At 68.4% G+C, this 23262-nt stretch carries 23 protein-coding genes; 14 read left to right on the top strand and 9 right to left on the bottom strand.

Annotation, left to right across the window (positions count from 1 at the left end):
* Nucleotides 1-12 precede the first annotated feature (12 nt).
* The 5 genes from edd to AEB_RS06240 all read left to right on the top strand — a co-directional run bounded on the left by edd (nt 13) and on the right by AEB_RS06240 (nt 7009).
* Nucleotides 13-1842 (top strand): phosphogluconate dehydratase, encoded by a 1830-nt coding sequence (gene edd, locus AEB_RS06260; RefSeq protein WP_119082409.1) that lies wholly within the window; start codon nt 13-15, stop codon nt 1840-1842.
* Nucleotides 1839-2837 carry a glucokinase gene (gene glk / locus AEB_RS06255; protein ID WP_119082408.1) on the top strand — a complete coding sequence of 333 codons (999 nt, stop codon included), beginning with the start codon at nt 1839-1841 and terminating at the stop codon, nt 2835-2837. Before edd ends, glk begins: the two co-directional genes overlap by 4 nt.
* Nucleotides 2834-3448, top strand: coding sequence for a bifunctional 4-hydroxy-2-oxoglutarate aldolase/2-dehydro-3-deoxy-phosphogluconate aldolase (eda, locus tag AEB_RS06250; protein WP_119082407.1), 615 nt, complete (start codon nt 2834-2836; stop codon nt 3446-3448). The genes glk and eda overlap by 4 nt, the downstream gene beginning before the upstream one ends.
* Nucleotides 3445-6222 carry a phosphoenolpyruvate carboxylase gene (locus AEB_RS06245; protein WP_119082406.1) on the top strand — a complete coding sequence of 926 codons (2778 nt, stop codon included), beginning with the start codon at nt 3445-3447 and terminating at the stop codon, nt 6220-6222. The genes eda and AEB_RS06245 overlap by 4 nt, the downstream gene beginning before the upstream one ends.
* 91 nt (nt 6223-6313) lie before the next feature.
* Nucleotides 6314-7009 carry a L,D-transpeptidase family protein gene (locus tag AEB_RS06240; RefSeq protein ID WP_119084496.1) on the top strand — a complete coding sequence of 232 codons (696 nt, stop codon included), beginning with the start codon at nt 6314-6316 and terminating at the stop codon, nt 7007-7009.
* On the opposite strand, the gene tilS is transcribed toward AEB_RS06240, so the two are convergent.
* The 5 genes from tilS to AEB_RS06215 all read right to left on the bottom strand — a co-directional run bounded on the left by tilS (nt 7006) and on the right by AEB_RS06215 (nt 12524).
* Complete coding sequence (tilS, locus tag AEB_RS06235) at nt 7006-7986, bottom strand: tRNA lysidine(34) synthetase TilS (protein WP_231958939.1); 981 nt, start codon at nt 7984-7986, stop codon at nt 7006-7008. The genes AEB_RS06240 and tilS overlap by 4 nt on opposite strands.
* Nucleotides 7952-8938 (bottom strand): hypothetical protein, encoded by a 987-nt coding sequence (locus AEB_RS06230; RefSeq protein ID WP_231958938.1) that lies wholly within the window; start codon nt 8936-8938, stop codon nt 7952-7954. Before AEB_RS06230 ends, tilS begins: the two co-directional genes overlap by 35 nt.
* Before the next feature lie 109 nt (nt 8939-9047).
* Nucleotides 9048-9875, bottom strand: coding sequence for a helix-turn-helix domain-containing protein (locus AEB_RS06225; protein WP_119082405.1), 828 nt, complete (start codon nt 9873-9875; stop codon nt 9048-9050).
* Nucleotides 9876-9973: 98 nt separating this feature from the next.
* A complete protein-coding gene (gene ptsP, locus AEB_RS06220; protein ID WP_119084493.1) occupies nt 9974-12244 on the bottom strand; it encodes a phosphoenolpyruvate--protein phosphotransferase in 2271 nt (756 codons plus the stop codon).
* 124 nt (nt 12245-12368) lie between these two features.
* A complete protein-coding gene (locus tag AEB_RS06215; RefSeq protein ID WP_119082404.1) occupies nt 12369-12524 on the bottom strand; it encodes a YdcH family protein in 156 nt (51 codons plus the stop codon).
* Nucleotides 12525-12690: 166 nt separating this feature from the next.
* On the opposite strand from AEB_RS06215, the gene AEB_RS06210 reads away from it, so the two are divergent.
* The 7 genes from AEB_RS06210 to AEB_RS06180 all read left to right on the top strand — a co-directional run bounded on the left by AEB_RS06210 (nt 12691) and on the right by AEB_RS06180 (nt 18407).
* On the top strand, nt 12691-12888 hold the full coding sequence (locus AEB_RS06210; RefSeq protein WP_119082403.1) for a YdcH family protein: 198 nt from the start codon (nt 12691-12693) through the stop codon (nt 12886-12888).
* Nucleotides 12889-13029: 141 nt separating this feature from the next.
* Nucleotides 13030-13497 (top strand): DUF1465 family protein, encoded by a 468-nt coding sequence (locus tag AEB_RS06205; RefSeq protein WP_119082402.1) that lies wholly within the window; start codon nt 13030-13032, stop codon nt 13495-13497.
* A gap of 63 nt (nt 13498-13560) precedes the next feature.
* Nucleotides 13561-14436: an MBL fold metallo-hydrolase gene (locus AEB_RS06200; RefSeq protein ID WP_119082401.1), complete on the top strand. Its 876-nt coding sequence runs from the start codon at nt 13561-13563 to the stop codon at nt 14434-14436.
* Nucleotides 14418-15143: a DUF4230 domain-containing protein gene (locus tag AEB_RS06195; RefSeq protein ID WP_231958937.1), complete on the top strand. Its 726-nt coding sequence runs from the start codon at nt 14418-14420 to the stop codon at nt 15141-15143. Before AEB_RS06200 ends, AEB_RS06195 begins: the two co-directional genes overlap by 19 nt.
* Before the next feature lie 37 nt (nt 15144-15180).
* Entirely contained in the window at nt 15181-15942 is a 762-nt protein-coding gene (locus tag AEB_RS06190; RefSeq protein WP_231958936.1) for a hypothetical protein, read from the top strand.
* A gap of 80 nt (nt 15943-16022) precedes the next feature.
* Nucleotides 16023-17012 carry a quinolinate synthase NadA gene (gene nadA, locus AEB_RS06185; RefSeq protein WP_119082400.1) on the top strand — a complete coding sequence of 330 codons (990 nt, stop codon included), beginning with the start codon at nt 16023-16025 and terminating at the stop codon, nt 17010-17012.
* A gap of 54 nt (nt 17013-17066) precedes the next feature.
* Nucleotides 17067-18407 (top strand): DUF2254 domain-containing protein, encoded by a 1341-nt coding sequence (locus AEB_RS06180; protein WP_119082399.1) that lies wholly within the window; start codon nt 17067-17069, stop codon nt 18405-18407.
* On the opposite strand, the gene AEB_RS06175 is transcribed toward AEB_RS06180, so the two are convergent.
* On the bottom strand, nt 18404-19348 hold the full coding sequence (locus tag AEB_RS06175; RefSeq protein ID WP_119082398.1) for a DMT family transporter: 945 nt from the start codon (nt 19346-19348) through the stop codon (nt 18404-18406). The genes AEB_RS06180 and AEB_RS06175 overlap by 4 nt on opposite strands.
* Before the next feature lie 80 nt (nt 19349-19428).
* Between AEB_RS06175 and AEB_RS06170 the strand changes: the two genes are divergently transcribed.
* Nucleotides 19429-20313, top strand: a complete 885-nt coding sequence (locus tag AEB_RS06170; RefSeq protein ID WP_119082397.1) for an HpcH/HpaI aldolase/citrate lyase family protein — start codon at nt 19429-19431, stop codon at nt 20311-20313.
* Nucleotides 20314-20570: 257 nt separating this feature from the next.
* Here the strand turns inward: AEB_RS06170 and AEB_RS06165 are convergent, their stop codons facing one another.
* Nucleotides 20571-20909 (bottom strand): hypothetical protein, encoded by a 339-nt coding sequence (locus AEB_RS06165; protein ID WP_145985272.1) that lies wholly within the window; start codon nt 20907-20909, stop codon nt 20571-20573.
* 5 nt (nt 20910-20914) lie between these two features.
* Complete coding sequence (gene lipB / locus AEB_RS06160; RefSeq protein WP_119082395.1) at nt 20915-21583, bottom strand: lipoyl(octanoyl) transferase LipB; 669 nt, start codon at nt 21581-21583, stop codon at nt 20915-20917.
* A gap of 63 nt (nt 21584-21646) precedes the next feature.
* Here lipB and AEB_RS06155 point away from each other — a divergent pair, with 63 nt between their 5' ends.
* Nucleotides 21647-22465 (top strand): glycerophosphoryl diester phosphodiesterase membrane domain-containing protein, encoded by an 819-nt coding sequence (locus AEB_RS06155; protein WP_119082394.1) that lies wholly within the window; start codon nt 21647-21649, stop codon nt 22463-22465.
* 52 nt (nt 22466-22517) lie between these two features.
* On the opposite strand, the gene AEB_RS06150 is transcribed toward AEB_RS06155, so the two are convergent.
* Complete coding sequence (locus tag AEB_RS06150; RefSeq protein WP_119082393.1) at nt 22518-23141, bottom strand: class I SAM-dependent methyltransferase; 624 nt, start codon at nt 23139-23141, stop codon at nt 22518-22520.
* Nucleotides 23142-23262 lie beyond the last annotated feature (121 nt).

Below are 23262 nucleotides of genomic sequence, written 5' to 3'. Positions count from 1 at the left end.
AAGGAAGTGCACATGACCCGGCTCCACCCCGCCATCGAACGGGTGACCGATCGCGTCATCGACCGTTCGCGCAAGAGCCGCGCGGCCTATCTGGAGCTGATGGCGATCGAGGGCGACCGGCACCGCGACCGCAATGTCGCGCTGCCCTGCTCCAACCTCGCCCACGGCTTTGCTGCCGCCGGGGAGGACAAGGACAGCATCGCCACCCGGCGCGGGCCGAACATCGGCATCATCAGCGCCTATAACGACACGATCTCAGCCCATCAGCCCTATGGCGCCTATCCGCCGCAGATGAAGGTCTTTGCCCGCGAAGTGGGCGCCACCGCGCAGGTGGCCGGCGCCACCCCCGCCATGTGCGACGGGGTGACGCAGGGGGCGGACGGCATGGAGCTGTCGCTGTTCAGCCGCGACGTGATCGCTTTGGCAGCCTCGGTCGGTTTAAGTCATGCCATGTATGACAGCGTTGCCATGCTGGGCATTTGCGACAAGATCGTGCCCGGCCTGCTGATCGGCGGCCTGCGCTTCGGCTGGTTGCCGACCATCTTCGTGCCGAGTGGCCCCATGCCCAGCGGCATCGCCAACAAGGAAAAGCAGAAGGTCCGCCAGCTCTATGCCGAAGGCAAGGCGACGCGCGCGGAACTGCTGGAGAGCGAGAGCCGCAGCTATCATTCCGCCGGCACCTGCACCTTCTACGGCACGGCCAATTCCAACCAGATGATGATGGAGATGATGGGTCTGCACCTCCCCGGCGCGGCCTTCATCCAGCCCGGCACGCCGCTGCGCCAGGCGCTGACCCGCGCCGCAGTCCACCGGCTGGCCGCGATCACGCGCGAGGGGGACGATTATCGCCCGCTGGCGCAATGCGTGGATGAAAAGGCGGTGGTCAACGCCGCCGTGGGCCTGCTGGCCACCGGCGGATCGACCAATCACGCGATCCATATCCCCGCCTTTGCGCGCGCTGCCGGCGTGCAGATCGACTGGGCGGATCTGGCCGAGCTGAGCCATGCCGTGCCGCTGCTGAGCCGCGTCTATCCCAATGGCGCGGGAGACGTGAACCATTTCCACGCCGCCGGCGGCATGGGCTTCGTGATCCGCGAACTGCTGGATGCGGGCCTTGCCCATCGCGACATCGTGACCGTGGCGGCGGACGACCTCACGGCCTACGGCAGCGAGCCCTGGCTGGACGGTGAGAACCTCGCCTGGCGCGAGGCCGGCCCTTCGGGGGACGAAGCGATGCTGCGCCCCGCCGCCAATCCGTTCCAGGCCGATGGCGGCATGCGGCTGGTGCAGGGCAATCTCGGCCGCGCCTGCTTCAAGACCAGCGCGGTGGACCCCGAACGCTGGGAGATCGAGGCGCCCTGCCGCGTGTTCGACGATCAGGTGCAGGTGGCCAAGGCCTTCGCCGCCGGGGAGCTGGACCGCGATGTGGTGGTGGTCGTCCGCTTCCAGGGGCCGCGCGCCAACGGCATGCCCGAACTGCACAAGCTGACCCCGCCGCTGGGCGTGCTGCAGGATCGTGGCTACAAGGTCGCGCTCGTCACCGACGGGCGCATGTCCGGTGCCAGCGGCAAGGTGCCCGCCGCCATCCACGCGAGCCCGGAAGCGCTGGGGGATATGAGCGGCAATTGGGGCCCGTTGGCCTATCTGCGCGATGGCGACGTGGTGCGCCTTTCCGCGGTGGACGGCACCCTGTCCACCACGGCCGACCTCGCCGCGCGCGAGCCCGCCACCCCGCCGCCGGCGGCGCAGGGCATGGGGCGTGAGCTGTTCGCCATGTTCCGCGCCAATGCGGATGAGGCGGAGAAGGGTGGCTCGGCCATGCTTGCGATGGCCGGCTTGTGACGCAAAGCTCCGTCACCAGGCTCGTCTCGCTGGACATCGGCGGCACGCACGCGCGCTTCGCGCTGGCGGAAATCGCCGCTAACGGCGCAATCACGCTAGAAGAGCCGGTGACGCTGAAGACGGGCGATTTCGCCAGCCTGCAAACCGCGTGGGAGGAATTCGCCCGCCGCTGCACCACCCCGCCCCCGCCGATTGCCGCCATCGCCATCGCCGCCCCGATCACCGGCGAGACGATCCGCATGACCAACAACAGCTGGGTGCTCCACACCGATGCGCTGGAGGACCAGCTGCGGCTGGAAAAGGTCACGCTGGTCAATGATTTCGCAGCCGTGTCCCACGCCGTGGCGCAGGCGCCGGCGGATCAGTTCACCCATCTGGCCGGGCCGGACGTGCCGCTGCCCACGCGCGGCACGATCAGCGTGATCGGCCCCGGCACAGGCCTTGGGGTCGCCCATTTCCACCGCTTCGCCGCCGGCTATCACGTGCAGGCGACCGAGGGCGGCCATGTGGATTTCGCGCCGGTGGACCATATCGACGACCTGATCCTGGCGCGGCTGCGCCAGCAGCACCGCCGCGTCTCGGCGGAGCGAGTGGTGGCCGGCCCCGGCATCGTGCCGATCTATCAGGCGCTGGCCGCGCTGGAGAAGCGCGCCGTGCCCGAATTGGAAGACCGCCAGATCTGGCAGCGCGGGCTGGACCGGGAAGATGCGCTGGCCAGCGCGGCGGTCGATCGCTTCTGCCAGTCGCTGGGCGGCGTGGCGGGCGATTTCGCCCTGGCCCACGGTGCCAGCGCGGTGGTGATCGCCGGCGGGCTCGGCTATCGCCTGCGCGATCTGCTGCCGCGATCGGGCTTCGCCGGCCGCTTCCGCTTCAAGGGGCGGTACGAACAGATGATGGCCGGTATCCCGGTGAAGCTCATCACCCATCCGCAGCCGGGCCTGTTCGGTGCCGTGGCTGCCTTTGCCCACCAGCATCACAAAGGATTCGCCGTATGAGCGCGATCGAAACGATCATGTTGACCGCACCGGTGATCCCGGTGCTGGTCGTGGAAGACGTGGACCATGCGCTGCCGCTAGCCGAGGCGCTGGTGGCGGGCGGGCTGCGCGTGCTGGAAGTGACGCTGCGCACCCCGGCGGCACTGGATGCGATCCGCACGATGAAGCAGGTGGAAGGCGCCATCGTCGGCGCCGGCACGGTGACCAATCCGGCCGAGCTGGACGCCGCACTGGACGCGGGCAGCGAATTCATCGTCTCCCCCGGCCTCACCGAACGGCTGGGCAAGGCGGCGGTGGAATCGAGCGTGCCCTTCCTGCCCGGCATTGCCAATGCGGGCGACATCATGCGGGGGCTCGATCTCGGCCTCACCCATTTCAAGTTCTTCCCGGCCATGGCCGCGGGCGGCATTCCGGCGTTGAAGGCGCTGGCGGCGCCCTTCGGCCAATGCCGTTTCTGCCCCACGGGCGGCGTTTCCGCCACCAATGCGCCGGACTGGCTGGCGCTGAAACCGGTGCTGTGCGTGGGCGGCAGCTGGGTCTCCCCCGCCGGCCCGCCGGACAAGGCGGCGATCGAGGCGCTGGCCCGCGAAGCGGCTGCGTTGCGCCCATGAAGACGGTCGCCCAGCTCACCGAGAGGCTGCAGGCCCTCCACCAGCGCACGGCGGAAACGCCGCTGTTCAATCCTGTCTTCCAGCTCTCGCTCGATCTTTCGCGCCTGCTGGAAAGCGGGGAGCTGACGCTGGCGGATTGCGAGAGGCTGATCGAGGAGCTGGAATGCGACGCGATGGCGGCGCGGGCCGAGCGGCTGCGAAAGATGGTGGCCCCCGTGACGCCCGCCGCAAATGACGCCGCGCTGGCGGAGGAACTGGGAGGCGAGGATTTCGCCCGCTTCCGGGCGCACTGGGAACATCCGCAGCTGCACGCCGTGTTCACCGCCCATCCCACCTTCCTGCTCTCCCCCGGACAGACCGAGGCAGTGGCGCAGGCGGCCAGCAGCGACGATGCCATCGGCGCGGGCGTATGCGCCGCCTCCGCCGATCGCCCGCCGATCACGCTGGCCTATGAACATACCGAAGCGATGAAGGCGATCGCCCATGCGCAGGATGCGCGCGATCGCATCGTGGCGCAGGCCGTCGCCACCGCGCAGCAGAAATGGCCGGAGGAATGGGGCAGCTTCGCCCCGCTGCCGTTCCGCTTCGCCAGCTGGGTCGGCTATGACATGGATGGCCGCACGGACATTACCTGGGCCAATTCCATGGGCTTTCGCCTGGCCGAAAAGGCTCAGCGGCTGGCGCGCTATGTCGCCGCACTGGAAGCCATCGACGCGGACCATCCGCTGCTGCGCGAATTGCAGCCCGCCGCCGCCTATGCCGCGGACCGGGCGCAGGACTTTGCCGCCGACCTGTCCGATCCCGCGGCGCTGTCCGTCGCCGCGAACCGCCTGACCGCGCATGATCCGCGCCAGCTGCTGTCGCTGAAGCGCCACATCGCCGCGCTGGAGCAGGAGGCGGGCGAAGTCGGCGGGGAACGCGGGGTGCAGCTCAAGACCCTGGCCGCTGCCATGCGGGCGGACGGGCTGGGCATGGGCTGGATTCACTTCCGGGTGAATTCCAAGCAATTGCACAATGCGATCCGCCGACGGATCGACCCGGACAGCGCCATCGACCTGTCCAGCAAGGGGGCGATCGTCCATTTGCGCCGCGCGATCGAGCAGGTGAAGCCGGTGCGCAGCAATTTCGCCGCGCTGGCCATCGAAAGCAGCACCGCAATCCGCCAGTTCCTGGCCATGGCGCAGATCCTGCAGCATGTCGATGCCGATGCGCCGATCCGCATGCTGATCGCGGAGTGCGAGGAGCCGGCAACCGTGCTGGCCGCCCTCTACTTCGCGCGCCTGTTCGGGGTGGAGGACAAGGTGGATATCTCCCCCCTGTTCGAAACCGAAAACGCGCTGGAACACGGCGGCCGTTTCCTCGACGCGCTGCTGGCGGAGGAGGAATACCGCACCTACGCCCGCCGGCGCGGCCGGGTGGCGATCCAGACGGGCTTTTCCGACGCTGGGCGGTTCGTCGGGCAGATCCCCGCCAGCCTGGCGATCGAGCGGCTGCAGGGCCGGCTGGCGCTGGCGATGGAGGCCAACGGCCTCACCGATGTGGCGGCGCTGATCTTCGATACACATGGCGAGAGCATGGGGCGCGGCGCGCATCCCACCAGCTTCGCCGACCGGCTGGCCTGGCCGCTCAGCCCCTGGGCGCGGCGCCGCTTCGTGCGCGCCGGCATCCGGCTGGAACCAGAGGTGAGCTTCCAGGGCGGCGACGGCTATCTGTTCTTCGCCACGCCCGAACTCGCGCTGGCCACGCTGACGCGGATCGTGCAGCAGCGCCCCGCCCATACCGATCCCGATGCGCCGCCCGATCCCTTCTATCGCCGCACCGATCTGAGTCTCGATTTCTATCGCGCCATTCGCGATCACCAGCATGCCCATCTGGAAAGTCGCACCTACAGCCGGGCGATCACCGCCTTCGGCCTGGGAATGCTCAATTCCACGGGCAGCCGCGTATCGCGCCGCCAGTCGGACCTTTCGGCCGACCGCGAGATGAGCCTGCGGCAGATCCGCGCGATCCCGCACAATGCGATCATGCAGCAGCTGGGCTATCCGGTGAATGTGATCGCCGGCATCGGCACGGCGGCGGACGGCAATTACGAGGAGCTGGCCGCCCTGCTGCGCGACAGCGAGCGCGGGCGGCAGTTGCTCCGCCTTGCCCGCGCGGCCAATGCGCTGGCCAGCGTGAAGACGGTGGCCGCCTATGGCGAGCTGTTCAATTCCGCCTATTGGGCCAGTCGCCCCTATCGCGGCACGGAAAGCCATTTGTCCGGGCCCTGCGGGGCGCTGGCCGAATATCTCATCAAGGATGATCGCATCGGCGTGTTCCGCCGTCTCGCCTCGCGCCTCCGGGTCGATGCGCTGAAGCTGCACCGCTTGCTGGCGCTGGTGCCGAACGAGAGCCCGCTGGAAGACCGGGAGCAGGTGCGCCGGGCGATCGGCGTGTGCCAGGCGCTGCGGCTGGCGCTGTTCCAGCACATGTTCATCCGCGCCGTCTCCATCCCGCTGTTCAGCCGCGCCAACGACATCTCGCGCGAGGATGTGCTGGAGATGGTCTTCACCCTGCGGATCGAGGATGCGCTGAAGCAGTTGCGGCGCACTTTCCCCACGCATTTTCCGAAGATCGGCGATTTCGATCTGTCCGAGCCGACCGACTTCCCGGATCGCGGATCGGAAGGCTACGAATCGATCCGGCGCGATTTCATCGATCCGATCGACCGTGCCTATGCGCTCTCGCTGCGCATCTCCACCACCATCGCCAACCAGTTCGGCGCCCACGGCTGATCGTTAACTTCCCACGCCTCGCCGTCTCGCAGCGGGACGGGAGGCGCAGCGCCGGTGGTAAACAGATCCTTTACCACGCATCATGCGGGCCATGATCGCAGCGCTCAAATGGATCGGTGGCCCCACCCTGCTGGCGGTGGCGCTGATCGGTTCGGCCATCGTGGCCGGGCGCGCGCCTGCACAGCCGGAAACGGTCGATCCCGATGCCTGGCTGCAACCGGAGGATGTGCTGGCGCAGGCGGATGACGGCGTCACCGCGCCAGCCCCCGCCCCGGCCGAAGCTGCGCCCGAGGCGATTGCCGCTGCGCCGGTCGAGGATGCTCCGCTCGTCATCAAGCGCATCCTGCCGATAGCCGGCCCGATCAAATATGGCGAATGGCATTGGGATGATGAAGGCGTGCCGCAGGGGCCGCTGGTCATCACCGTCGATCTCGATGCGCGCGTGCTCTCCGTCTTCCGCGACGGTTATGAAATCGGCGCGGCGGCGGTGCTGATCGGCACGCCCGACCATCCCACTCCGCTGGGCACGTTTCCGATCCTGACCAAGGAACGGCACAATATCTCCGAGAAATACGGCGACGCCCCGATGCCCTGGACCATGCGGCTCACCTGGGACGGGGTCGCCATTCACGGCGGCTCCACAGTGCAGAACGGCTATGCCAGCCATGGCTGCGTGTCGGCGCCGGACGATTTCGTCTCGCGCCTCTATGCCGAGGCGAGCAAGGGCGACCGGGTCATCATCACAAAGGGCGTGAACGCGGGCATCGGCACGCCGCTGGCGGGCTAAGTGCCGCGCCGGGGCGGTTCGGCAGTAAACAGCCAAACGCCCCGTTCCGCCCGCGCCAGCACGCCGCCGGCATTGGCGCTTTCGCCGCGCTCAAGCGCCGACAGCATCGCCGCCAGCGCGCCGCCGCGCGCACTGCCCCCCAGCTCCGCCACGGCGCGTTCCAGCATCCGCAGGGCCACGGCGCGCGGCGCGGCGGGGCGATAGCGCAAGCCCCCTTCCACCCGCTCCACCCGCTCGGCCCATTCGCGTTCCGCCGCCCAGACGAGAGCCGCATCGGCATCGGCGCAATGGGCGGCGCTGGCCCGCACCGCCTCCGCCCCGATCAGCGGGTTTTCCGCCAGCCAGCGGCGCAGGCGCACCCGATCATACCGCTCGTCCAGATTGCTGGGATCGCGCACCGGATCGAGCCCCGCGGCGGCCACGATGCTCTCCAGTTCCGCCCGGTCGAAGCCCAGCAGCGGGCGCAGCAGCGGCAGGTCCGATCCCGGCACCACCCCGCGCGCGCGGATGCCCGCCAGCCCGGCGACCCCGCTCCCCCGTGCGAGGCGCATGAGCACGGTTTCCACCTGGTCATCCGCATGATGCGCCGTGGCGAGAGCGCCCAGTCCCCGCTCCCGCGCCCAGGCACTCAGCGCCGCATAGCGGGCCGCGCGGGCGCTCGCCTGCAGATTGCCGGAGGCCACGCTGACGGGCAGCACGGCGCAGGCAATGCCTCGCCCTGCGCAGAGGCGGGCCACCATGGCGCATTCGCCGGCCGCCTCAGCCCGCAGGCCGTGATCGACGGTGGCGACTTCGAAGCGGCCAGGAATTGCGGCCTCTGCCAGCAATAGCAGGGCGAGGCTGTCCACCCCGCCCGATACGGCGAGGCCGATGCGCCCTTCCCCCGGCCATAGCTGGGCGAGAGCGTCGGCAAAGCGTGCCGTTGCCCCGCCCGGCGAGGCCTCAGCTGCAGTCGACCCGTCCGCGGTTGCGCTCATACTGGTCCTTCAGCCGCCCGGTGGCGAGCGCGGGGTAGGTATCGCCGAACTCCGCCAGGGCGATGCATGCGCGGCTGGTGTCGCCCAGCGTGATCATCGTCTCGGCCAGGTAGAGCAGGCTGTCGGCCGCGCGGGCGCCATTCTTGTCCGACTGGTAATTGTCGAGGAAATAGCGCGCCGCATCGCGCGGCTTGCCATCATCCAGATAGGCCCGGCCGAGCAAATTGCGGCCATAGGACACGCGCGAATGGCTGGGATATTTCTCCAGGAACAGCGCCAGCTGCTGTTCCGCCTCGGGATAGAACTTCGCATCCCACAGGCGGAAGCCATAGACATATTCGTCATCGCCCGGATCGTCCGTGGCGGGCTTGGCGATCGCCTGCACCGCCGCCAGCCGTTCCGCGCTCGGCCGTGCAGCGGCCGGGGTGGCGGCGCTCGCCTGCGCCGGGGCCCGGCCGGCGGTGCCGCTCCCGCTGCCGGGCACGGGGATGATCCCGGTCGGACCGCCGGTGCGCGCGGCGCCCGCGCTGCTGCCGGTGCTCCCGACCGGGGGAAGTGCGCCGCTGGCGGAGGGGGCGAGCTTCATCGCCTCCATCTCTTCCTTCAGCATGGCGATGGTGTTGGTGTTCTCTTCGGTGCGGGCGGTCAGCGTGGCCAGCTGCGCCTCGATCGAATCCAGCCGCACAAGCATGTCGGTGACGGCCGTGGTGGAGGGCGTGCCGACCGGTTGCGCCGGCGGGTTTTGCGGCGGGGTCGTCACCTCCGGCGTGAAATAGCGGCCGTCCGCGCCCGGGAACACGCTGCGCTGCAGGGCGCGAATCTCCGCCTCGATCTTGCGCAGCCGCGCGTCGCTGTCCTGCGCGGCGGCGGCGGATGGCATCATGCCCGCGGCCAGCGCCGCCAGCACCGCCCCCGTCATCGCCGTGCGCGGGGCCATCCTGGAATAACGCATTACTCGATATCCTCCATGCGTGCCGCGGGGCGCCTGCCGCGCGGCGACAAAACCGATGCTGAGCGGCACTGTGCCAAGACGGGAATCGCTTGTCGAGGCAGGGCCTGGCCTAGGCTGTGGGCGATGGTGCGGGCGTGGGCGTAGCGACCGGCTCGCTCCGCGCGAGCAAGGCTGCGGCCGTCACCGGCACATCGCGCATCACCATATCGTCTTCCGCCAGTTTCGGGACGGGGCGCCCGCCCACGGTGATCGCCAGCGCATCGGGCCGCCCGGTCCAGATCTGCGGCCCGGCGGCATCCGCCGGCACGGTGTAGCTTTCGCCCTTGGCCATCAGCTTCTGCATCAGCTGGCGCCCCTCCGCGTCGTAGAACTTGACCCAGATGGAGTCCTCCAGCGCAGTGAACACCACAGGCCCCGCCGGCTTTGGCGTGGCCGCGGCGGCGGACGGCGCGGTGGCGGGGGCCGACGCGCTGGGCGTCGCCTCGGGATTCACCAGCGGAGGCAGCTCCGCCGCGGGAATGAACAGCGCGCGCATGAAGGCGAAGCCGCCAATCACCAGCAGCACCAGCGCAGCGAGCGCGATCCAGCCCAGCCGGGCGGAGGGCACGCGGGCCGGGTCGCCAGGCTCGAAGGAGGCGGCGCGGGCGCCGCTGTGGACTTCCTGCGCATCCAGTTCCGCCCGCACCCGGGCAGCCACATCTTCCTGGTCGAGACCAAGCAGCTTGGCATAGGTCCGCGAAAAACCCACCGCATAGGTGCGGCCCGGCAGCGCGGCGAATCCCCCGGCTTCCATCGTCGCCAGATGGCGCTGGGGGATGCGGGTTTCGGCGGCCACCTGCTGCAGCGTAAGCCCCCGCTCTTCCCGCGCGGCGCGCAGCTGCGGCCCGACACCCTGCGGCGCCTGCGGCTCCATCTCCGTTTCTGTCGTGTCAGTCATTCGAGCTCCAGCTTGGCGCTGGTTCTGGTGCGAACCCCGTGCCGCCCACAAGCCTTGTGTGCCTGCACCAAGTCAAGCGGGCAATGGCCCCCACAGAATTATTCCACCTCGATCCCGCGCTCAATCGCCCATTTGTGCATGGTGCCGCGCAGGTCCGCCGGCGGGTTGGCCAGCCAGCCGCCCATCGCCGCGCCGATTTCCGCCATGTCCAGCTTGCGTACCAGTTCCTTGATCGGCCCCACCGCAGCGGGCGTGATCGACAGGCGCCGGATGCCGAGGCCGAGCAGCGCCATCGCCTCCAGCCGCCGGCCACCCATTTCGCCGCACACGCCCAGCGTCACATTCTGTCCCACGGTGGCCATCACCACCCGGCGCAGGAAGCGCAGGATCGCCGGGCTCAGCCAGTCATAGCGTTCCGCCAGCTTGGGATTGGACCGATCCGCTGCGAAGAGGAACTGGGTAAGGTCATTGGTGCCCACCGAGATGAACGACAAGCGCGGCATCAGCTGGTCCAGCATCTCCGCCAGCGCGGGCACTTCCAGCATCACCCCATAGCGGATCGCTTCGGGCAGCTTGTATTTGCGGCGCCGCAGGAAGGCCACCTGGCTTTCGAACACGTCACGCGCGGCTTCGAACTCCCACGGTTCCGAAACCATGGGGAACATGACGCTGAGCGTGCGCCCCGCCGCCGCTTCCAGCAGCGAGCGGGCCTGCGCCTTCAGCAGGCCTTCCCGTTCCAGCGCCAGGCGCAGCGCGCGCCAGCCCATGGCCGGGTTCTCGTCCTCGCGGCTGCTTTCGCTGCGCAGATAGGGCAGCGACTTGTCGCCGCCGATGTCCACCGTGCGGAAGATCACCGGCTTGTCCCCCGCCGCATCCAGCACATCGCGATAGAGCCGCGTCTGCCGGTCGCGCTGGGGCAGCGTGGCGGACACCAGGAACTGGAACTCCGTGCGAAACAGGCCGATGCCGTCCGCCCCGGTGAGGCTAAGCATCGGCATGTCATCGCGCAGGCCCGCGTTGATCATCACCTCCACCCGTTCCCCGTCGCGGCTGAACGGCTCCACATCGCGCAGCCGGGCATAGGCGGCCTGCTTTTCGCGGTTGCGGGCGGAACGCGCCTCGAAGGCCTCCACCGCACCGGGGCCGGGGCGGATGGTCAGCTGCGCGTGATCGCCATCCAGCAGCAATTGATCGCCTTCGCGGATCAGGCCGCGCGCATTGCGCACGCGCCCGATCACCGGCACGCCCATGGCACGGGCGACGATCACGACATGCGCGGTGAGCGAGCCTTCCTCCAGCACCACGCCCTTCAGGCGGCGCTTGTCATATTCCAGCAGCTCCGCCGGGCCGAGGTTCTTGGCGATCAGGATGGAATCGCCGCGCAGCCCCACGCTGGCGGCCGTGCCCAGCTGGCCGGAGACGATGCGCAGCAGGCGATTGGAGAGATCCTCCAGATCGTGCATCCGGTCCGCCAGCAGCGGATCCTGGATCTCGCGCATGCGCATGCGGGTGCGCTGCTGCACGCGCTCGATCGCTGCCTCAGCGGTGAGGCCGGAATCGATCGCCTCGTTGATCCGGCGGCTCCACCCTTCGTCATAGGCGAACATCTTGTAGGTCTCGAGCACCTGCTCGTGCTCGCCCCCGCCACCGAACTCCGCCTGGCCCGACATCTGCTCGATCTGCTCGCGCATCTTGTCGAAGGCGATATAGACGCGCTGGCGCTCGGCCTCGATATCCTCCGCCACGGTCTGTTCGATCACGATGCGCGGCTGGTGGAACACCGCTTGCCCGCAGGCGAGGCCTTTCACCAGTTGCAGCCCGCCAAGGACTTCCTGCCCCGAATGGTGCTCCGCCCCCTCGCCCGTGCCTTCGCCATCGACCAGCCCGGCATTGTGAATCAGCTCCGCCAGCACCATGGCCACGGTCTGCAGCGCCTCGATCTCCACCTCTTCATAGCGGCGCGGCTCGGTGTGCTGGACGGTGAGCACACCGATGGCCCGCTCGCGCCTCACGATCGGCACGCCGGCGAAGGAATGGAACTTCTCCTCCCCCGTTTCCGGGCGATACTGGAATTCGGGGTGGGTGGCCGCTTCGGCCAAGTTCAGCGTCTCGATATTCTGGGCGATCGTGCCCGTCAGGCCGGCGCCCACGGCCAGCTTGGTGACATGCACCGCCGCCTGGTTCAGGCCGCGCGTGGCGAACAGTTCCAGCAGCCCTTCGCGCAGCAGGTAGATGGAGCAGACTTCGCTGTGCAGCGATTCGCCGATGATATCCACGACCTGGTTCAGCTTGCCCTGCGCGTGAAGCCGGGAAGCCATCACCTCGTGAAGCTGGGTCAGGATGGAGCGGGCGGCTGCGGCGGCGGACATGAACACCGCCTATCGCATTAGCGCGAGCTTGGGAATGTTGCCCCTCCGATAAGCGCCGGGGGCGGGCAGCGCGGATGCCGGCATGGCGGGCGCCCCTCGCACCCGCCCGTCCGGCCGAAACCGCTCAATGCGCGGCGATTTCCTGCTTGATGATCAGCTTCTGCTTCTTGATGTGCTGCACCATCACTGCATCGGGAGCCGGCCGGTTCATCTCGTCGCGCAGACGACGCTCCAGCGTCTCGTGCTTGGCCTGAAGGGCGGCGACATGCGAAGTTTCCATACGCGTTCTCCTGATTGGCTGGGGTAAACCCCGGAACGACAGTTGCGAACGACTCAAAGCGAGGCTTCGAGCCGCGCAATTGTCATCAAAACATAATAGCCATAGATCGGCAAACCCGGCCTGCGACGATGGGAGGCTGGCTGGCGATGCAACGAAGGGGTTTGCCGTGAGCGAAGAGGAGCTGCGCAAGAGGTTGGTCTTGCTGCGCACCGAACATCGCGATCTCGATACCGCGATCGCCGCGCTCACGGGTGCGAACAGTCCGGATCAGTTGCAGATCGCCCGGCTGAAGAAGCGCAAGCTGCGCCTGCGTGACCAGATTTCGATCATCGAGGATTACCTGACGCCCGATATCATCGCCTGACCGGCGGGATGGCCGCCGCCCGCCGCCGGGGCGATGTCAAGCCCGGGGCGCGTTCCTTTGCGGGACAGCCGCGGAAAACGGCGGAAAAACGGCCCCGCGCCTATGGCGCTCAGGCAGAAATTCGGGATAGCTTTAGCGCCGATGAACAGCCCTGCCGATCTCAGCCCGACGATCATCGAAACGCTGTATTGCCAGGCCCTGGACCTGGCGGACGAAGCGCGTTGCACCTTCGATCTTTCCGGCCGGCTGGACATCGCCGGCGCGGACGAGGATCTCGCCCGCATCGCCCTCTCGTGCGAGGCGCTGCGCACCACCACGCGAATGATGCATGCGCTGGCCTGGCTGCTCAACCACCGGGCCTATTTCGCGGGCGATCTCAGCGAGTTCCAGCTGCGGCGCCACGGCCGCCTGCCGCCGCCCCAGCCGGAAGCCGATCCCGCACAGGCCGCGCTGCTGCCGCCGGCGATCGTCGAACTGGTGGAGCGGACACGGCGCTTCTATGCCCGGGTCGAGCGGCTCGACCGCGCCTGGCAGGGCCGCTTCGCCATGCATCCCACGGCGATCCACCGACTGTGCGAGCGGCTCGATCAGGTGAGCGTCGGCCTCTAGCCGCGCCGCTCTGGCGCCGCGCGCCGGCTCGACTCCGGCGCTCCGCCTTCCCATATCCCCCGCATGGCATTGCCCCCCAAGCCCTGGCCCACCGGCCATTGCGAACAGCTGGAACCGCTGGTGCGCCGCGTGCTCGCGCCCAATGGGTCGCCCTTCACCTTCACCGGCACCCAGACCTATCTGATCGGCACGGAAGAGGCGCTGGCGGTGCTCGACCCCGGGCCGGACGAACCCACACACCTGGCCGCGCTGGAGCGCGCGATCGGGGATGCACGGGTGATCGCCATCTGCTGCACCCACACGCACCGCGATCATTCGCCCGCCGCGGCCCCGCTTGCGGCGCGCACCGGGGCGCCGATCGTGGGCTGCGCGCCGCTGGCCATCGACAGCGACGAACCCCGCGCGGACGCGCCCTTCGATCACGCCTATCGCCCCGACCGCGTGCTGGCGGACGGCGATCGCATCCATGGCCCCGGCTGGACGCTGGCTGCGCTGGCGACGCCCGGGCACACTTCCAACCATTTGTGCTTCGCGCTGGAGGAAAGCGGCGCGCTGTTCACCGGCGATCATGTGATGGGCTGGTCCACCACTGTGGTCGCGCCGCCTGATGGCGATATGGGCGACTACATGCGCAGCCTGCTGCGCCTGCACGAGCGGGAGGACCGGATCTACTATCCCGCCCACGGCCCCGCGGTGGAACGGCCGCGCCAGTTGGTGCGCGGCATGATCGGTCATCGCCGCCAGCGCGAACGGCAGATCCTGCGCCTGCTGGAAGAAGGGCCGCGCAGCGTGGCCGAAGGGCTGGTGCCGGCGATGTACAAGGGGGTGGCCGAAGTGCTGTGGCCCGCCGCCGGGCAATCCGTGCGGGCGCATTTGATCGATCTGGAACGGCGTGGGCAGGTTGCCCGTTCAGGGGATCTATGGGCGATCGCAAGCTGATGCCGGGCAAAAGCGGCACGACCACCCCGCCGGGTTCCCCGGCACCGCGAGCGGAGCGGCCATTGGCGCGCGTGCAGGCGTTGCCCTGGCTGCTGTTCATTCTCACCCTGGCGCTGGCCGCATGGCTGGGCTGGCGCGCCTTCGGGCCGGAGGATCATGGCGATCCGCTGGCCACCAGCCTCGTCGCCTTCGAGAAGCAGAACCGGCTCACCGTCTTCAGCGCCCAGCTCTCCCCCGTAGTGGCGAGCGACGACAGCCGCCTGTTCGGCATGGTCCGCAGCCGGCAGGTGGCGGTGATTCCCGCGCGGGTCGATTACACGCTGGACCTGTCGCAGGTGGATGCCAGCCGGCTGGCATGGAACGAGGCGGAGAAGACGCTGGACGTGCAACTGCCCGCGATTACCGTGGGCCGCCCCAATCTGGACGAAGGGCGTGCGCAATATCTGCGTGAAGGCCTGTGGATCAGCCGCGAGGCGCAGGACAAGCTGACGCGCGACAACACCAAGCTGGCGGAACAGCAGGCGGTGAAGCAGGCCGCAAATCCGGTGCTGATGGGCCTCGCCCGCGATGCCGCCGTGGCCGCCGTGCAGCAGAACCTGACCATTCCGCTGGAAGTCGCCGGCTTCGGCGATGTGACGGTCAATATCCGCTTCGACGGGCAGCCGGCGCCGCGCCAAGATTCCGCTTTGCCGCCGCCCCCCGCCTGAGGTAATTTGCCGCCATCTCGCTTGGGGGGAGCGAATCATGGCCACCTTGCCTGCCAGTCCTGTTGCAGACCGCGGCGAAGCCCGCTTCTTCCTGATCATGGCCTGCCTCATGGCCGGGACGCTGGTCACCGGCTTCGGCCTGAATGCGGCGCTGGGCCGATCCAGTTTCGGATCGCCGCTGCTGATCCATCTGCACGCCGTCACCTTCTTTGGCTGGGTGACGCTGTATGTCACGCAGAACGCGCTGATCTTCGCGGGCAATTACCGGCTGCACCGCACGCTGGGCTGGCTGGCGCTGGGGTGGATTCCGGCGATGGTGGTGCTCGGCACCATGGTGACGCTGCATTCGCTGCGCAGCGCCGGCGGCCCGCCCTTCCTCGATCAGAATGAATTCCTGTTCGGCAACCCCATCGGCATCCTGGCCTTTGCCGGTCTGGCGCTGTGGGCCATTTCCATGCGGCGCAACACCAGCTGGCATCGCCGGCTGATGTTCTGCGCCATGGCCCTGCTCACCGGCCCGGGCTTCGGTCGGCTGCTGCCCATGCCGTTTCTCATCCCCTGGGGCTGGTGGGCGGCCAATCTGGCGCCGCTGGTGTTCCCGCTGGTGGGCATGCTGGCGGACCGACGCCGTTATGGCGCCATCCATCCGGCCTGGCTGCGCGGGATCGGCGTGGCGCTGGGCGCGCTGCTGCTGGCGGATCTGCTGGCCTACAGCCCGATCGGCTATGCCCTGACCGAGCGCGTGCTTGCCGGAACGCCCGGCGCGGCGCGGCAGATGGCGGCCTTCTTCCCGATGTAACCCGCCCCGCCCGGACACCTCTATTGTCCCGGCGGACCACCGGCCCTATCTGCGGTGCCGACTGATAGCGGGGAGCAAGCATGACCGCCGAAATGAACAGGCCGCTTTCCGGCACCGACCTGCGCGAGGAAATCGACCGCCTGCGCAAGGAGCGGAACGCGGTGATCCTGGCGCATTACTACCAGCGGCCCGAGCTGCAGGACCTCGCCGATTTCGTCGGCGATTCGCTCGAGCTCAGCCGCAAGGCGGCGGAGACGGATGCCGATGTGATCGCCTTTTGCGGGGTGAAGTTCATGGCCGACACGGCCAAGATCCTCAGCCCGCAGAAGATCGTGGTGCTGCCTGACATGGACGCCGGCTGCAGCCTGGAAGACAGCTGCCCGCCGGAAAAGTTCAAGGCCTTCCGCGAAGCCCACCCCGATCACATCGCGCTGACCTACATCAACTGCTCGACCGAGGTGAAGGCGCTGAGCGACGTGATCGTCACCAGTTCCTCCGCCGAGACGATCCTGCAGCAGATCCCTGAAAGCCAGCCGATCATCTTCGGGCCGGACCGGCATCTGGGCGGCTATCTGAACCGCAAGTTCAACCGCGACATGCTGCTGTGGCCGGGCGTGTGCATCGTCCACGAGGCTTTCAGCGAGCGTGAGCTGCTGAAGCTGACGGCACAGCACCCCAGCGCCCCGGTGGCGGCGCATCCGGAATGCCCGCCGCATATCATCGACCATGCGGATTACGTGGGATCGACCAGCGGCATATTGAACTATGCCAAGACGATGCCGGGCGACACGCTGATCGTTGCGACCGAGCCGCATATCATCCACCAGATGGAAAAGGCGCTGCCGAACAAGAGCTTCATCGGCGCGCCGGGGGCGGACGGCAACTGCAACTGCAACATCTGCCCCTACATGGCGCTGAACACGATGGAAAAGCTCTACGCCTGCCTGCGCGATCTGGAGCCGCGGATCGAGATCGAGGAAGGGCTGCGGCTGCGCGCCAAGGCCAGCCTCGACCGGATGCTGGAAATGGCCAGCGGCACGATCGGCCAGGGCGATCTCGGCCGGGTCTAGCCCTTCGGCCGGGCGCATGCGGCAACCGTTCGGGCGCAGCATCGTTGTAGCGGCATGACAGCCGAGATCCGCTGGTTCTGGTCGCGCCTCAACGCGAACTACTGGTTCTATCCCGCGCTGTTTTCGCTGGGGGCGGCGCTGCTCGCCTTCGCCACCATCTGGCTGGACCGGCACGGCGTTTCCGAGGCACTGAGCGCCACCGACTGGCTGATCCCCGCCCGGCCCGACGGGGCCAGCAACATGCTGACGGTGATCGCCGGCTCCATGATCGGGGTCGCGTCCACCGTCTTTTCCATCACCATCGCGGCGGTCGCCTATGCCAGCGGCAATTACGGCCCGCGCCTGCTGACCAATTTCATGGAGGATCGGGGCAACCAGCTGAGCCTCGCCACCTTCATCGCCACCTTCGTCTACGCCGTAATCGTGCTGCGCAGCGTCCGCGCGGAGGACGAGGCGCCGGGCATCTTCGCGGCGGAGGCCAGCGGCCTGCCGGGCTTCGTGCCCCAGCTTTCGCTGCTGGTCGCCTTCGGGCTGATGGCGCTTTCGGTGGGCACGCTGGTCTATTTCCTCAATCACATCCCGGCCAGCATCCGCATCAACGCGGTGCTGAAAGGGATCGGCGCGCGGCTGCTGGACGACATCGTCGCCGCCTATCCCGATGCCGCCAACGGGCATGAGCAGCCCGCCGCCCCCGCCGGCCAGCCGATCCATGCGGAAGGCACCGGCTATGTGATGCTGATCGATTTCGATGCCATCGCCAAGGCCGCGGCAGAGCATGATGTCACCGTTGCGCTGGAAGTGCGGACGGGCGATTTCGTCCATGCCGGCGTAGCGCTTGCCCGCGTGTGCAACGGACAGGCGGAGGCGGAGCTTTCGGGGCGCTTGCGCGATGCCTTCTCGCTGGGCGCCTGGCGCACGGCGGAACAGGATCCGCAATTCCTGATCGACGAGCTGGTGGAGATCGGCCTGCGTGCGCTCTCCCCCGGTATCAACGATCCCTTCACCGCCATAACCTCGCTCCACTGGCTCGCCGCGGCAACGGCCGAGCTCGGCCAGCGCGATCTCACGCAGCGCCCCGGCGGCAAGGACGATCGGCACGAGCGGGTGATCCCCCTGCCCGACGGTTTCGACCATTTCGTCGAGCGCGGTTTCGGCGCCATGCGGGGCGCAGTGGCGGGCAACCGCATCGCCGCGCTGGTCATGCTGGACTGCCTGCGCAATTCCGCCGTGCCGATCGTGCAGCAAAGCCGGCGCGACCTGCTCCGCCGTGAAGGGGAGCGAATGTTCGAACAGGCGCAGCTGGCTCTCAAGGGCCCCGACTTCGCGGATGTCGAGGCGCGCTACATTGCCTTCGGCCGCTCCTTCGTGGCCGATCGCACGCCCGAAGCCGGCTAGGGCCTCGGCGCGCCGGCGACGCCCTCGGCCGGCGCGGCCACCGGCCCGCGCCGCGCCACCCGCGCAATCACCAGCGCCGCCGCCACCAGCCCGATGCCCAGCAGATCGAGCGGCGAAAGCGCTTCCCTAAAGGCAAACCAGCCGGCCAGCGCCCCTACGGCAGGCTGGGTCAGCAGGCCCACGCCGATCACCAGCGGCGGGAAATGGCGCAGGGCATAGACCAGCAGCCCCTGCCCCAGCAGCTGGCTGGAAATCGCCAGCCCCACCAGCGGCGTCCAGTCATGCGGCCACACCGGCTCGCCCAGCAGCACGGCGATAATCAGCAATACCGGCGCACTGCCGATGCAGGACCATGTAAGCAGGTTCCACCCGCCCAGCGTGCGCCGTGCGTCCTGCAGCAGGATCAGATATCCGGCATAGAAGGCCCCGGCCAGCAGGCAGAACAGATCGCCGATCAGCGTGCGCGCCGAAATGTCGAACGATCGGCCGAGCAGGATGGCCGACCCCGCGATGGCCGCGAATACCGCCAGCGCTTCCGGCCCGCGCGGCAGGCGATGCAGGACGATGAAGCCCCAGATCATCAGGATCACACTGCCCGAATTGCCGAACAGCACCGCATTGGCCATGCGCGTCATGCCGATGCCGACATGCCAGACGGCGATGTCCAGCCCGAAGAACACGCCCCCCAGCAGCGCGGCCAGCATCACCCGGCGCGGAATGCCTGTCAGCGGTTGGCTGTTCGCGCGGGCGAGCAGCGCCAGCACCGGCAGGGCCAGCGCAATGCGCCAGAACCCGGCGGAAACCGGCCCGCTATCCGCCAGCCGCACGAACCATGGGCCCAGCGCCAGCGCGGCATTGCCGGCCACCAGCGCCGCCAGCGGCAGGAAGCGCGCGGCGGAGGATGGCGGCGGCGATTGCGGCGATGCGGCGGGGGCGCTCATCGGCCCGTCTCTAGCTTCGCCGGCCCGTGTGGCTATAGCAATCTGCAACGCGTGATGATTTCGGGAAGAAGGTGAAGGCAATGGCGATGCGATCCTGGCTGTTCGTGCCCGGCGACAGCGAACGCAAGCTGGCCAAAGTGGCAAGCTGCGGCGCCGATGTGGTGATCCTGGACCTGGAGGATGCGGTGGCCCCGCCCGCCAAGGCGCAGGCCCGGCTGCTGACGCATGACTGGCTGAAGGCGCATGGGCAGCAGGTGCTGGCCGGCGCCGGCTTCGCCCGCTGGGTGCGCATCAATGCGCTGGACACGCCGCTGTGGCGGGATGATGTGGCCGCGGTGATGCCGGCCGCGCCGCAAGGCATCATGGTGCCCAAGGCCGCCGGACCGGACCAGCTGCGCATGCTCGCCGGGGAATTGCTGCAGGCGGAACAGCGCAACGGCCTGCCGCAGGGCAGCACCGCCATCCTGCCGCTGGTCAGCGAAACGCCCGCCGCCGCGCTGGGTATCGCCGCCTATGCCACGGCCGAGCTGCCGCGGCTGGCGGGGCTGACCTGGGGGGCGGAGGATCTGTCCGCCGCCATCGGCGCGGCGCGCAAGCGGGATCCGGATGGCTGCTGGACCGATGCCTTCCGCATGGTCCGTGCCACCGTGTTGCTGGCAGCCCATGCGCGCGGCGTGCTGGCGGTGGATACGCTCCATGCCGATTTCCGCGATCTGGAGGGGCTCGCCCGCGTGGCGCGGGATTCCTACGCCGATGGCTTCGGCGGCATGCTGGCCATCCATCCCGATCAGGTGCCGGTGATCAACGCCGCCTTCACCCCGGGCGAAGCGGAAATCACCGAAGCGCGGCGCATCGTGCAGGCCTTCTCCGCCTCCCCCGGCGCGGGCGCGCTGCAGCTGGACGGGCGGATGATCGACCAGCCGCATCTCGAACAGGCGCGGCGCCTGCTCGCCCGGCTCGGCTAGGCCGTGAACCCATAAACAATCGCTTTCAGCGCAAGGGCTGAACGACCGAGATCGGGTGGAGTGCGGTCATAGCCCTCTCCCCTTCAGGGGAGAGGGTTGGGAGAGGGGGAGGGACTGCCCATGCCCCTCTCAACTCCGGCTAGGCGCTCCGCGCCAAGCCTGCGTATCTCTCCCCTGAAGGGGAGAGAGGCACCGGCCGCAATGGGGTCGGAACCCGACGGGCCGCTTTTATGAGTCTACGGCCTTAGGGCGCGAGCCTAGGGCTGCGCGGGGGCGGGCGTGGCGCTGGCTGCCGGCGTCGCCGCTCCGTCCGGCGCAGCTTCGGCGGCTTCGGCCTCGCTCGCCGCGTCACTCGCATCGGCGGCGGGGGTAGCGGCCCCTCCGGTCGGCTCCGGCGCCAGCAGCGGCGGGTGGGATGTCACTTCATCGAGCGGGATCATCCCGTCGCTGATCGTGCCGTCCAGCACCTTGCCGGACGCGGCGCCCTCGCCCTGCTCGGGGGCGGATTTGTCGCCACAGGCGGCCAGCAGGGCCAGGGGCAGCAGGGGCGGCAGCAGGGCCAGCAACACGGCGGGGTTCGGCAGTTTCAACGACACGTGGTTCACTCCGAAGCGGTCAGCGCGGCCAGGAAATCGGCGGCATGCGCGCGCAATGCCTCATCCAGCTCCTCCGGCGCAACCGATATGCCCAGCCGGGCAAGACTGGTGACGCCGTAATCGGCAATGCCGCAGGGCACGATGCCGGTGAAATGGCTGAGATCGGGGTCGCGATTGAGCGCGAAGCCATGCATCGTCACCCAACGGCGCACGCGCACGCCGATGGCGCCGATCTTCGCCTCGCTGCCATCCACATCGCGCGTCCAAATGCCGATCCGATCGGGCACCGCCCATGCCTCCACGCCGAAATCGGCGAGCGTGGCGATCACCCATGTCTCCAGCCCGTGGACGAAGCGGCGGACATCGCGCCCCCGTCGCGCAAGGTCCAGCAGCACATAGCCCACGCGCTGCCCCGGCCCGTGATAGGTGTAGCGCCCGCCCCGCCCCGTCTCCACCACTTCGAAGCGGGGATCGATCAGGTCGGCCGGGGCGGCGCTGGTGCCGGCGGTATAGACCGGCGGATGCTCCAGCAGCCAGATCAGCTCCTCGGCCTCGCCCGCGGCGATGGCACGGTTGCGCGCCTCCTGCTCCGCCAGTGCGGCGAGGTATGGAACGGGCGCTGCACTGCGCCGCCATTCGACCTCGCTCAGGATATCATTGTGCGTCCGGTTCATTGTGGAATTGCGTGGGCCTTCCAAACGCGGTTATCAAGCCGTCCAATGCACGGGAGACGGAAGATGAAGTTCGACATGAGCGAGGCATGGCGCGAAGCGACCGCGATGATCCGCGGCAACCGCGAAGTGCTGCTGATCGTGGCGGGCATATTCTTCTTCCTGCCCACCGTGGTGCTGGGGCTGGTCATGCCGGACATGCAGCTGATGATGTCCGAGGTGGAAGACCCCGAGCTGATGTGGAACCAAATGATGACGGTCTATGCCAGCTACGGCTGGCTGTTCATGCTCGTGCTGCTGTTCCAGATCGTCGGCTATCTCAGCCTGCTCAGCCTGCTGCGCGATGACAGCAAGCCCACCGTGGGGGAGGCGCTGCGTGACGGGCTCACCGCCCTGCTGCCGGCGATCGGCACCTATCTGCTGTTCTCGATCGGCGCGGGCCTGATCGGCGGACTGGCGCTGGCAGCGGCGTCCGTCACAGGCAGCACGGCCACCGTGGGCCTGGTCATGCTGATCCTGTTCGTGGCGCTGATCTATGTGCTGGTGAAGATCTCGCTCGCTTCGCCGGCGCTGGCGATCGAGAAGATCCGCAATCCGGCGAAGGTTCTGGCGCGCAGCTGGCAGCTCACCAAGGGCAACAGCTTCCGGCTGTTCCTGTTCTACCTGCTGATCGTGATCGCGTATTTCGTGATCTCGATGGTGCTCGGCCTGGTCGTCGGCGCGCTGTTGCTGGTGGCCGGGCCGGAGGTGTTCAAGATGGTGAACGCGGTCTTCTCCGGCTTTGTCTCTGCCGTCGTGTCGGTCGTCATGCTCGCCGTGCTGGCGGCCGTGCATCGCCAGCTTGCCGGCCCCTCCGCCGGGGCGCTGAGCCGGACCTTCGAATAGGCCCGGCCTGCGGGGCTGCGCCGGTGCCGGTGCTGCCCCTTGGCCCAGCCGCTTAGTCCTGCCAGGCCCAGCCGAGGAAGCAGGGCGGGAAATTGCGCCACACCATGCCCTTTTCCAGCCGCGGGAAATGGCGGCCGGTCAATTCGCGGGCGACGGTGCTGTATTGATAGGTCAGGAAGGCGCCGCCCTTGCGCACGATGCGCTGGGTGGCGGCGGCGATGGCCGGCCCCACGCCTTCGGGCAGGGTGGAGAACGGCAGGCCGGACAGCACGAAATCCGCCTGCTCATGGCCGAGCGAGCGGATGATCTGTTCCACATCCGCGGCCGAGCCGAGCACCGCGTGGAAGCGGCTGTCGCGGATCGTCTTCTGCAGATAGTCGATATAGAGCGGGTTGGTGTCGATCACCACCAGCTCCCCGTCGCGGGGCAGGCGATCGAGCACCGGGCGGCAGAAGGTGCCGATGCCGGGGCCATATTCCACGAACAGCTTGCAGTTCTGCCAGTCCACCGGCGCCAGCATGGCGTCGATCACGGCACGCGAGGAGGGCAGGATCGCCCCCACCATCCGCGGATGCTCGATAAAACCACGAAAGAACACACCCGCCGGGCCGAGCGCCCGCGAAATGCGTTCCACCAGACCCGAACGACGGCCTTCGGCCAACTCACTGCCATTCATGAAAAAAGACGCGCCCCCCTTTGTTGCGCAGGGCACGCCGCGGCGCGCCTGGAATGGAATTCGACTGGCAAATATGATGGACCAATGCAAGCGTGACGGTTTCACTACAGCGTTTGTTCCG

This window comes from Altererythrobacter sp. B11, from assembly GCF_003569745.1.
In the GTDB taxonomy this organism is placed as follows: Bacteria; Pseudomonadota; Alphaproteobacteria; order Sphingomonadales; family Sphingomonadaceae; genus Croceibacterium_C.
This window is presented reverse-complemented; position numbering and strand designations above follow the sequence as displayed.

What these genes read in the sequence shown, in the direction of transcription:
- AEB_RS06225 (WP_119082405.1), bottom strand. Translation starts at nt 9,875, where the DNA reads ATGACTGACACGACAGAAACGGAGATGGAGCCGCAGGCGCCGCAGGGT.
- ptsP (WP_119084493.1), bottom strand. Translation starts at nt 12,244, where the DNA reads ATGTCCGCCGCCGCAGCCGCCCGCTCCATCCTGACCCAGCTTCACGAG.
- AEB_RS06150 (WP_119082393.1), bottom strand. Translation starts at nt 23,141, where the DNA reads ATGAATGGCAGTGAGTTGGCCGAAGGCCGTCGTTCGGGTCTGGTGGAA.
- edd (WP_119082409.1), top strand. Translation starts at nt 13, where the DNA reads ATGACCCGGCTCCACCCCGCCATCGAACGGGTGACCGATCGCGTCATC.
- AEB_RS06245 (WP_119082406.1), top strand. Translation starts at nt 3,445, where the DNA reads ATGAAGACGGTCGCCCAGCTCACCGAGAGGCTGCAGGCCCTCCACCAG.
- AEB_RS06175 (WP_119082398.1), bottom strand. Translation starts at nt 19,348, where the DNA reads ATGAGCGCCCCCGCCGCATCGCCGCAATCGCCGCCGCCATCCTCCGCC.
- AEB_RS06195 (WP_231958937.1), top strand. Translation starts at nt 14,418, where the DNA reads ATGGGCGATCGCAAGCTGATGCCGGGCAAAAGCGGCACGACCACCCCG.
- tilS (WP_231958939.1), bottom strand. Translation starts at nt 7,986, where the DNA reads ATGAGCGCAACCGCGGACGGGTCGACTGCAGCTGAGGCCTCGCCGGGC.
- lipB (WP_119082395.1), bottom strand. Translation starts at nt 21,583, where the DNA reads ATGAACCGGACGCACAATGATATCCTGAGCGAGGTCGAATGGCGGCGC.
- AEB_RS06155 (WP_119082394.1), top strand. Translation starts at nt 21,647, where the DNA reads ATGAAGTTCGACATGAGCGAGGCATGGCGCGAAGCGACCGCGATGATC.
- AEB_RS06215 (WP_119082404.1), bottom strand. Translation starts at nt 12,524, where the DNA reads ATGGAAACTTCGCATGTCGCCGCCCTTCAGGCCAAGCACGAGACGCTG.
- AEB_RS06200 (WP_119082401.1), top strand. Translation starts at nt 13,561, where the DNA reads ATGGCATTGCCCCCCAAGCCCTGGCCCACCGGCCATTGCGAACAGCTG.
- AEB_RS06170 (WP_119082397.1), top strand. Translation starts at nt 19,429, where the DNA reads ATGGCGATGCGATCCTGGCTGTTCGTGCCCGGCGACAGCGAACGCAAG.
- AEB_RS06190 (WP_231958936.1), top strand. Translation starts at nt 15,181, where the DNA reads ATGGCCACCTTGCCTGCCAGTCCTGTTGCAGACCGCGGCGAAGCCCGC.
- eda (WP_119082407.1), top strand. Translation starts at nt 2,834, where the DNA reads ATGAGCGCGATCGAAACGATCATGTTGACCGCACCGGTGATCCCGGTG.
- AEB_RS06230 (WP_231958938.1), bottom strand. Translation starts at nt 8,938, where the DNA reads ATGCGTTATTCCAGGATGGCCCCGCGCACGGCGATGACGGGGGCGGTG.
- AEB_RS06180 (WP_119082399.1), top strand. Translation starts at nt 17,067, where the DNA reads ATGACAGCCGAGATCCGCTGGTTCTGGTCGCGCCTCAACGCGAACTAC.
- AEB_RS06205 (WP_119082402.1), top strand. Translation starts at nt 13,030, where the DNA reads ATGAACAGCCCTGCCGATCTCAGCCCGACGATCATCGAAACGCTGTAT.
- AEB_RS06240 (WP_119084496.1), top strand. Translation starts at nt 6,314, where the DNA reads ATGATCGCAGCGCTCAAATGGATCGGTGGCCCCACCCTGCTGGCGGTG.
- nadA (WP_119082400.1), top strand. Translation starts at nt 16,023, where the DNA reads ATGACCGCCGAAATGAACAGGCCGCTTTCCGGCACCGACCTGCGCGAG.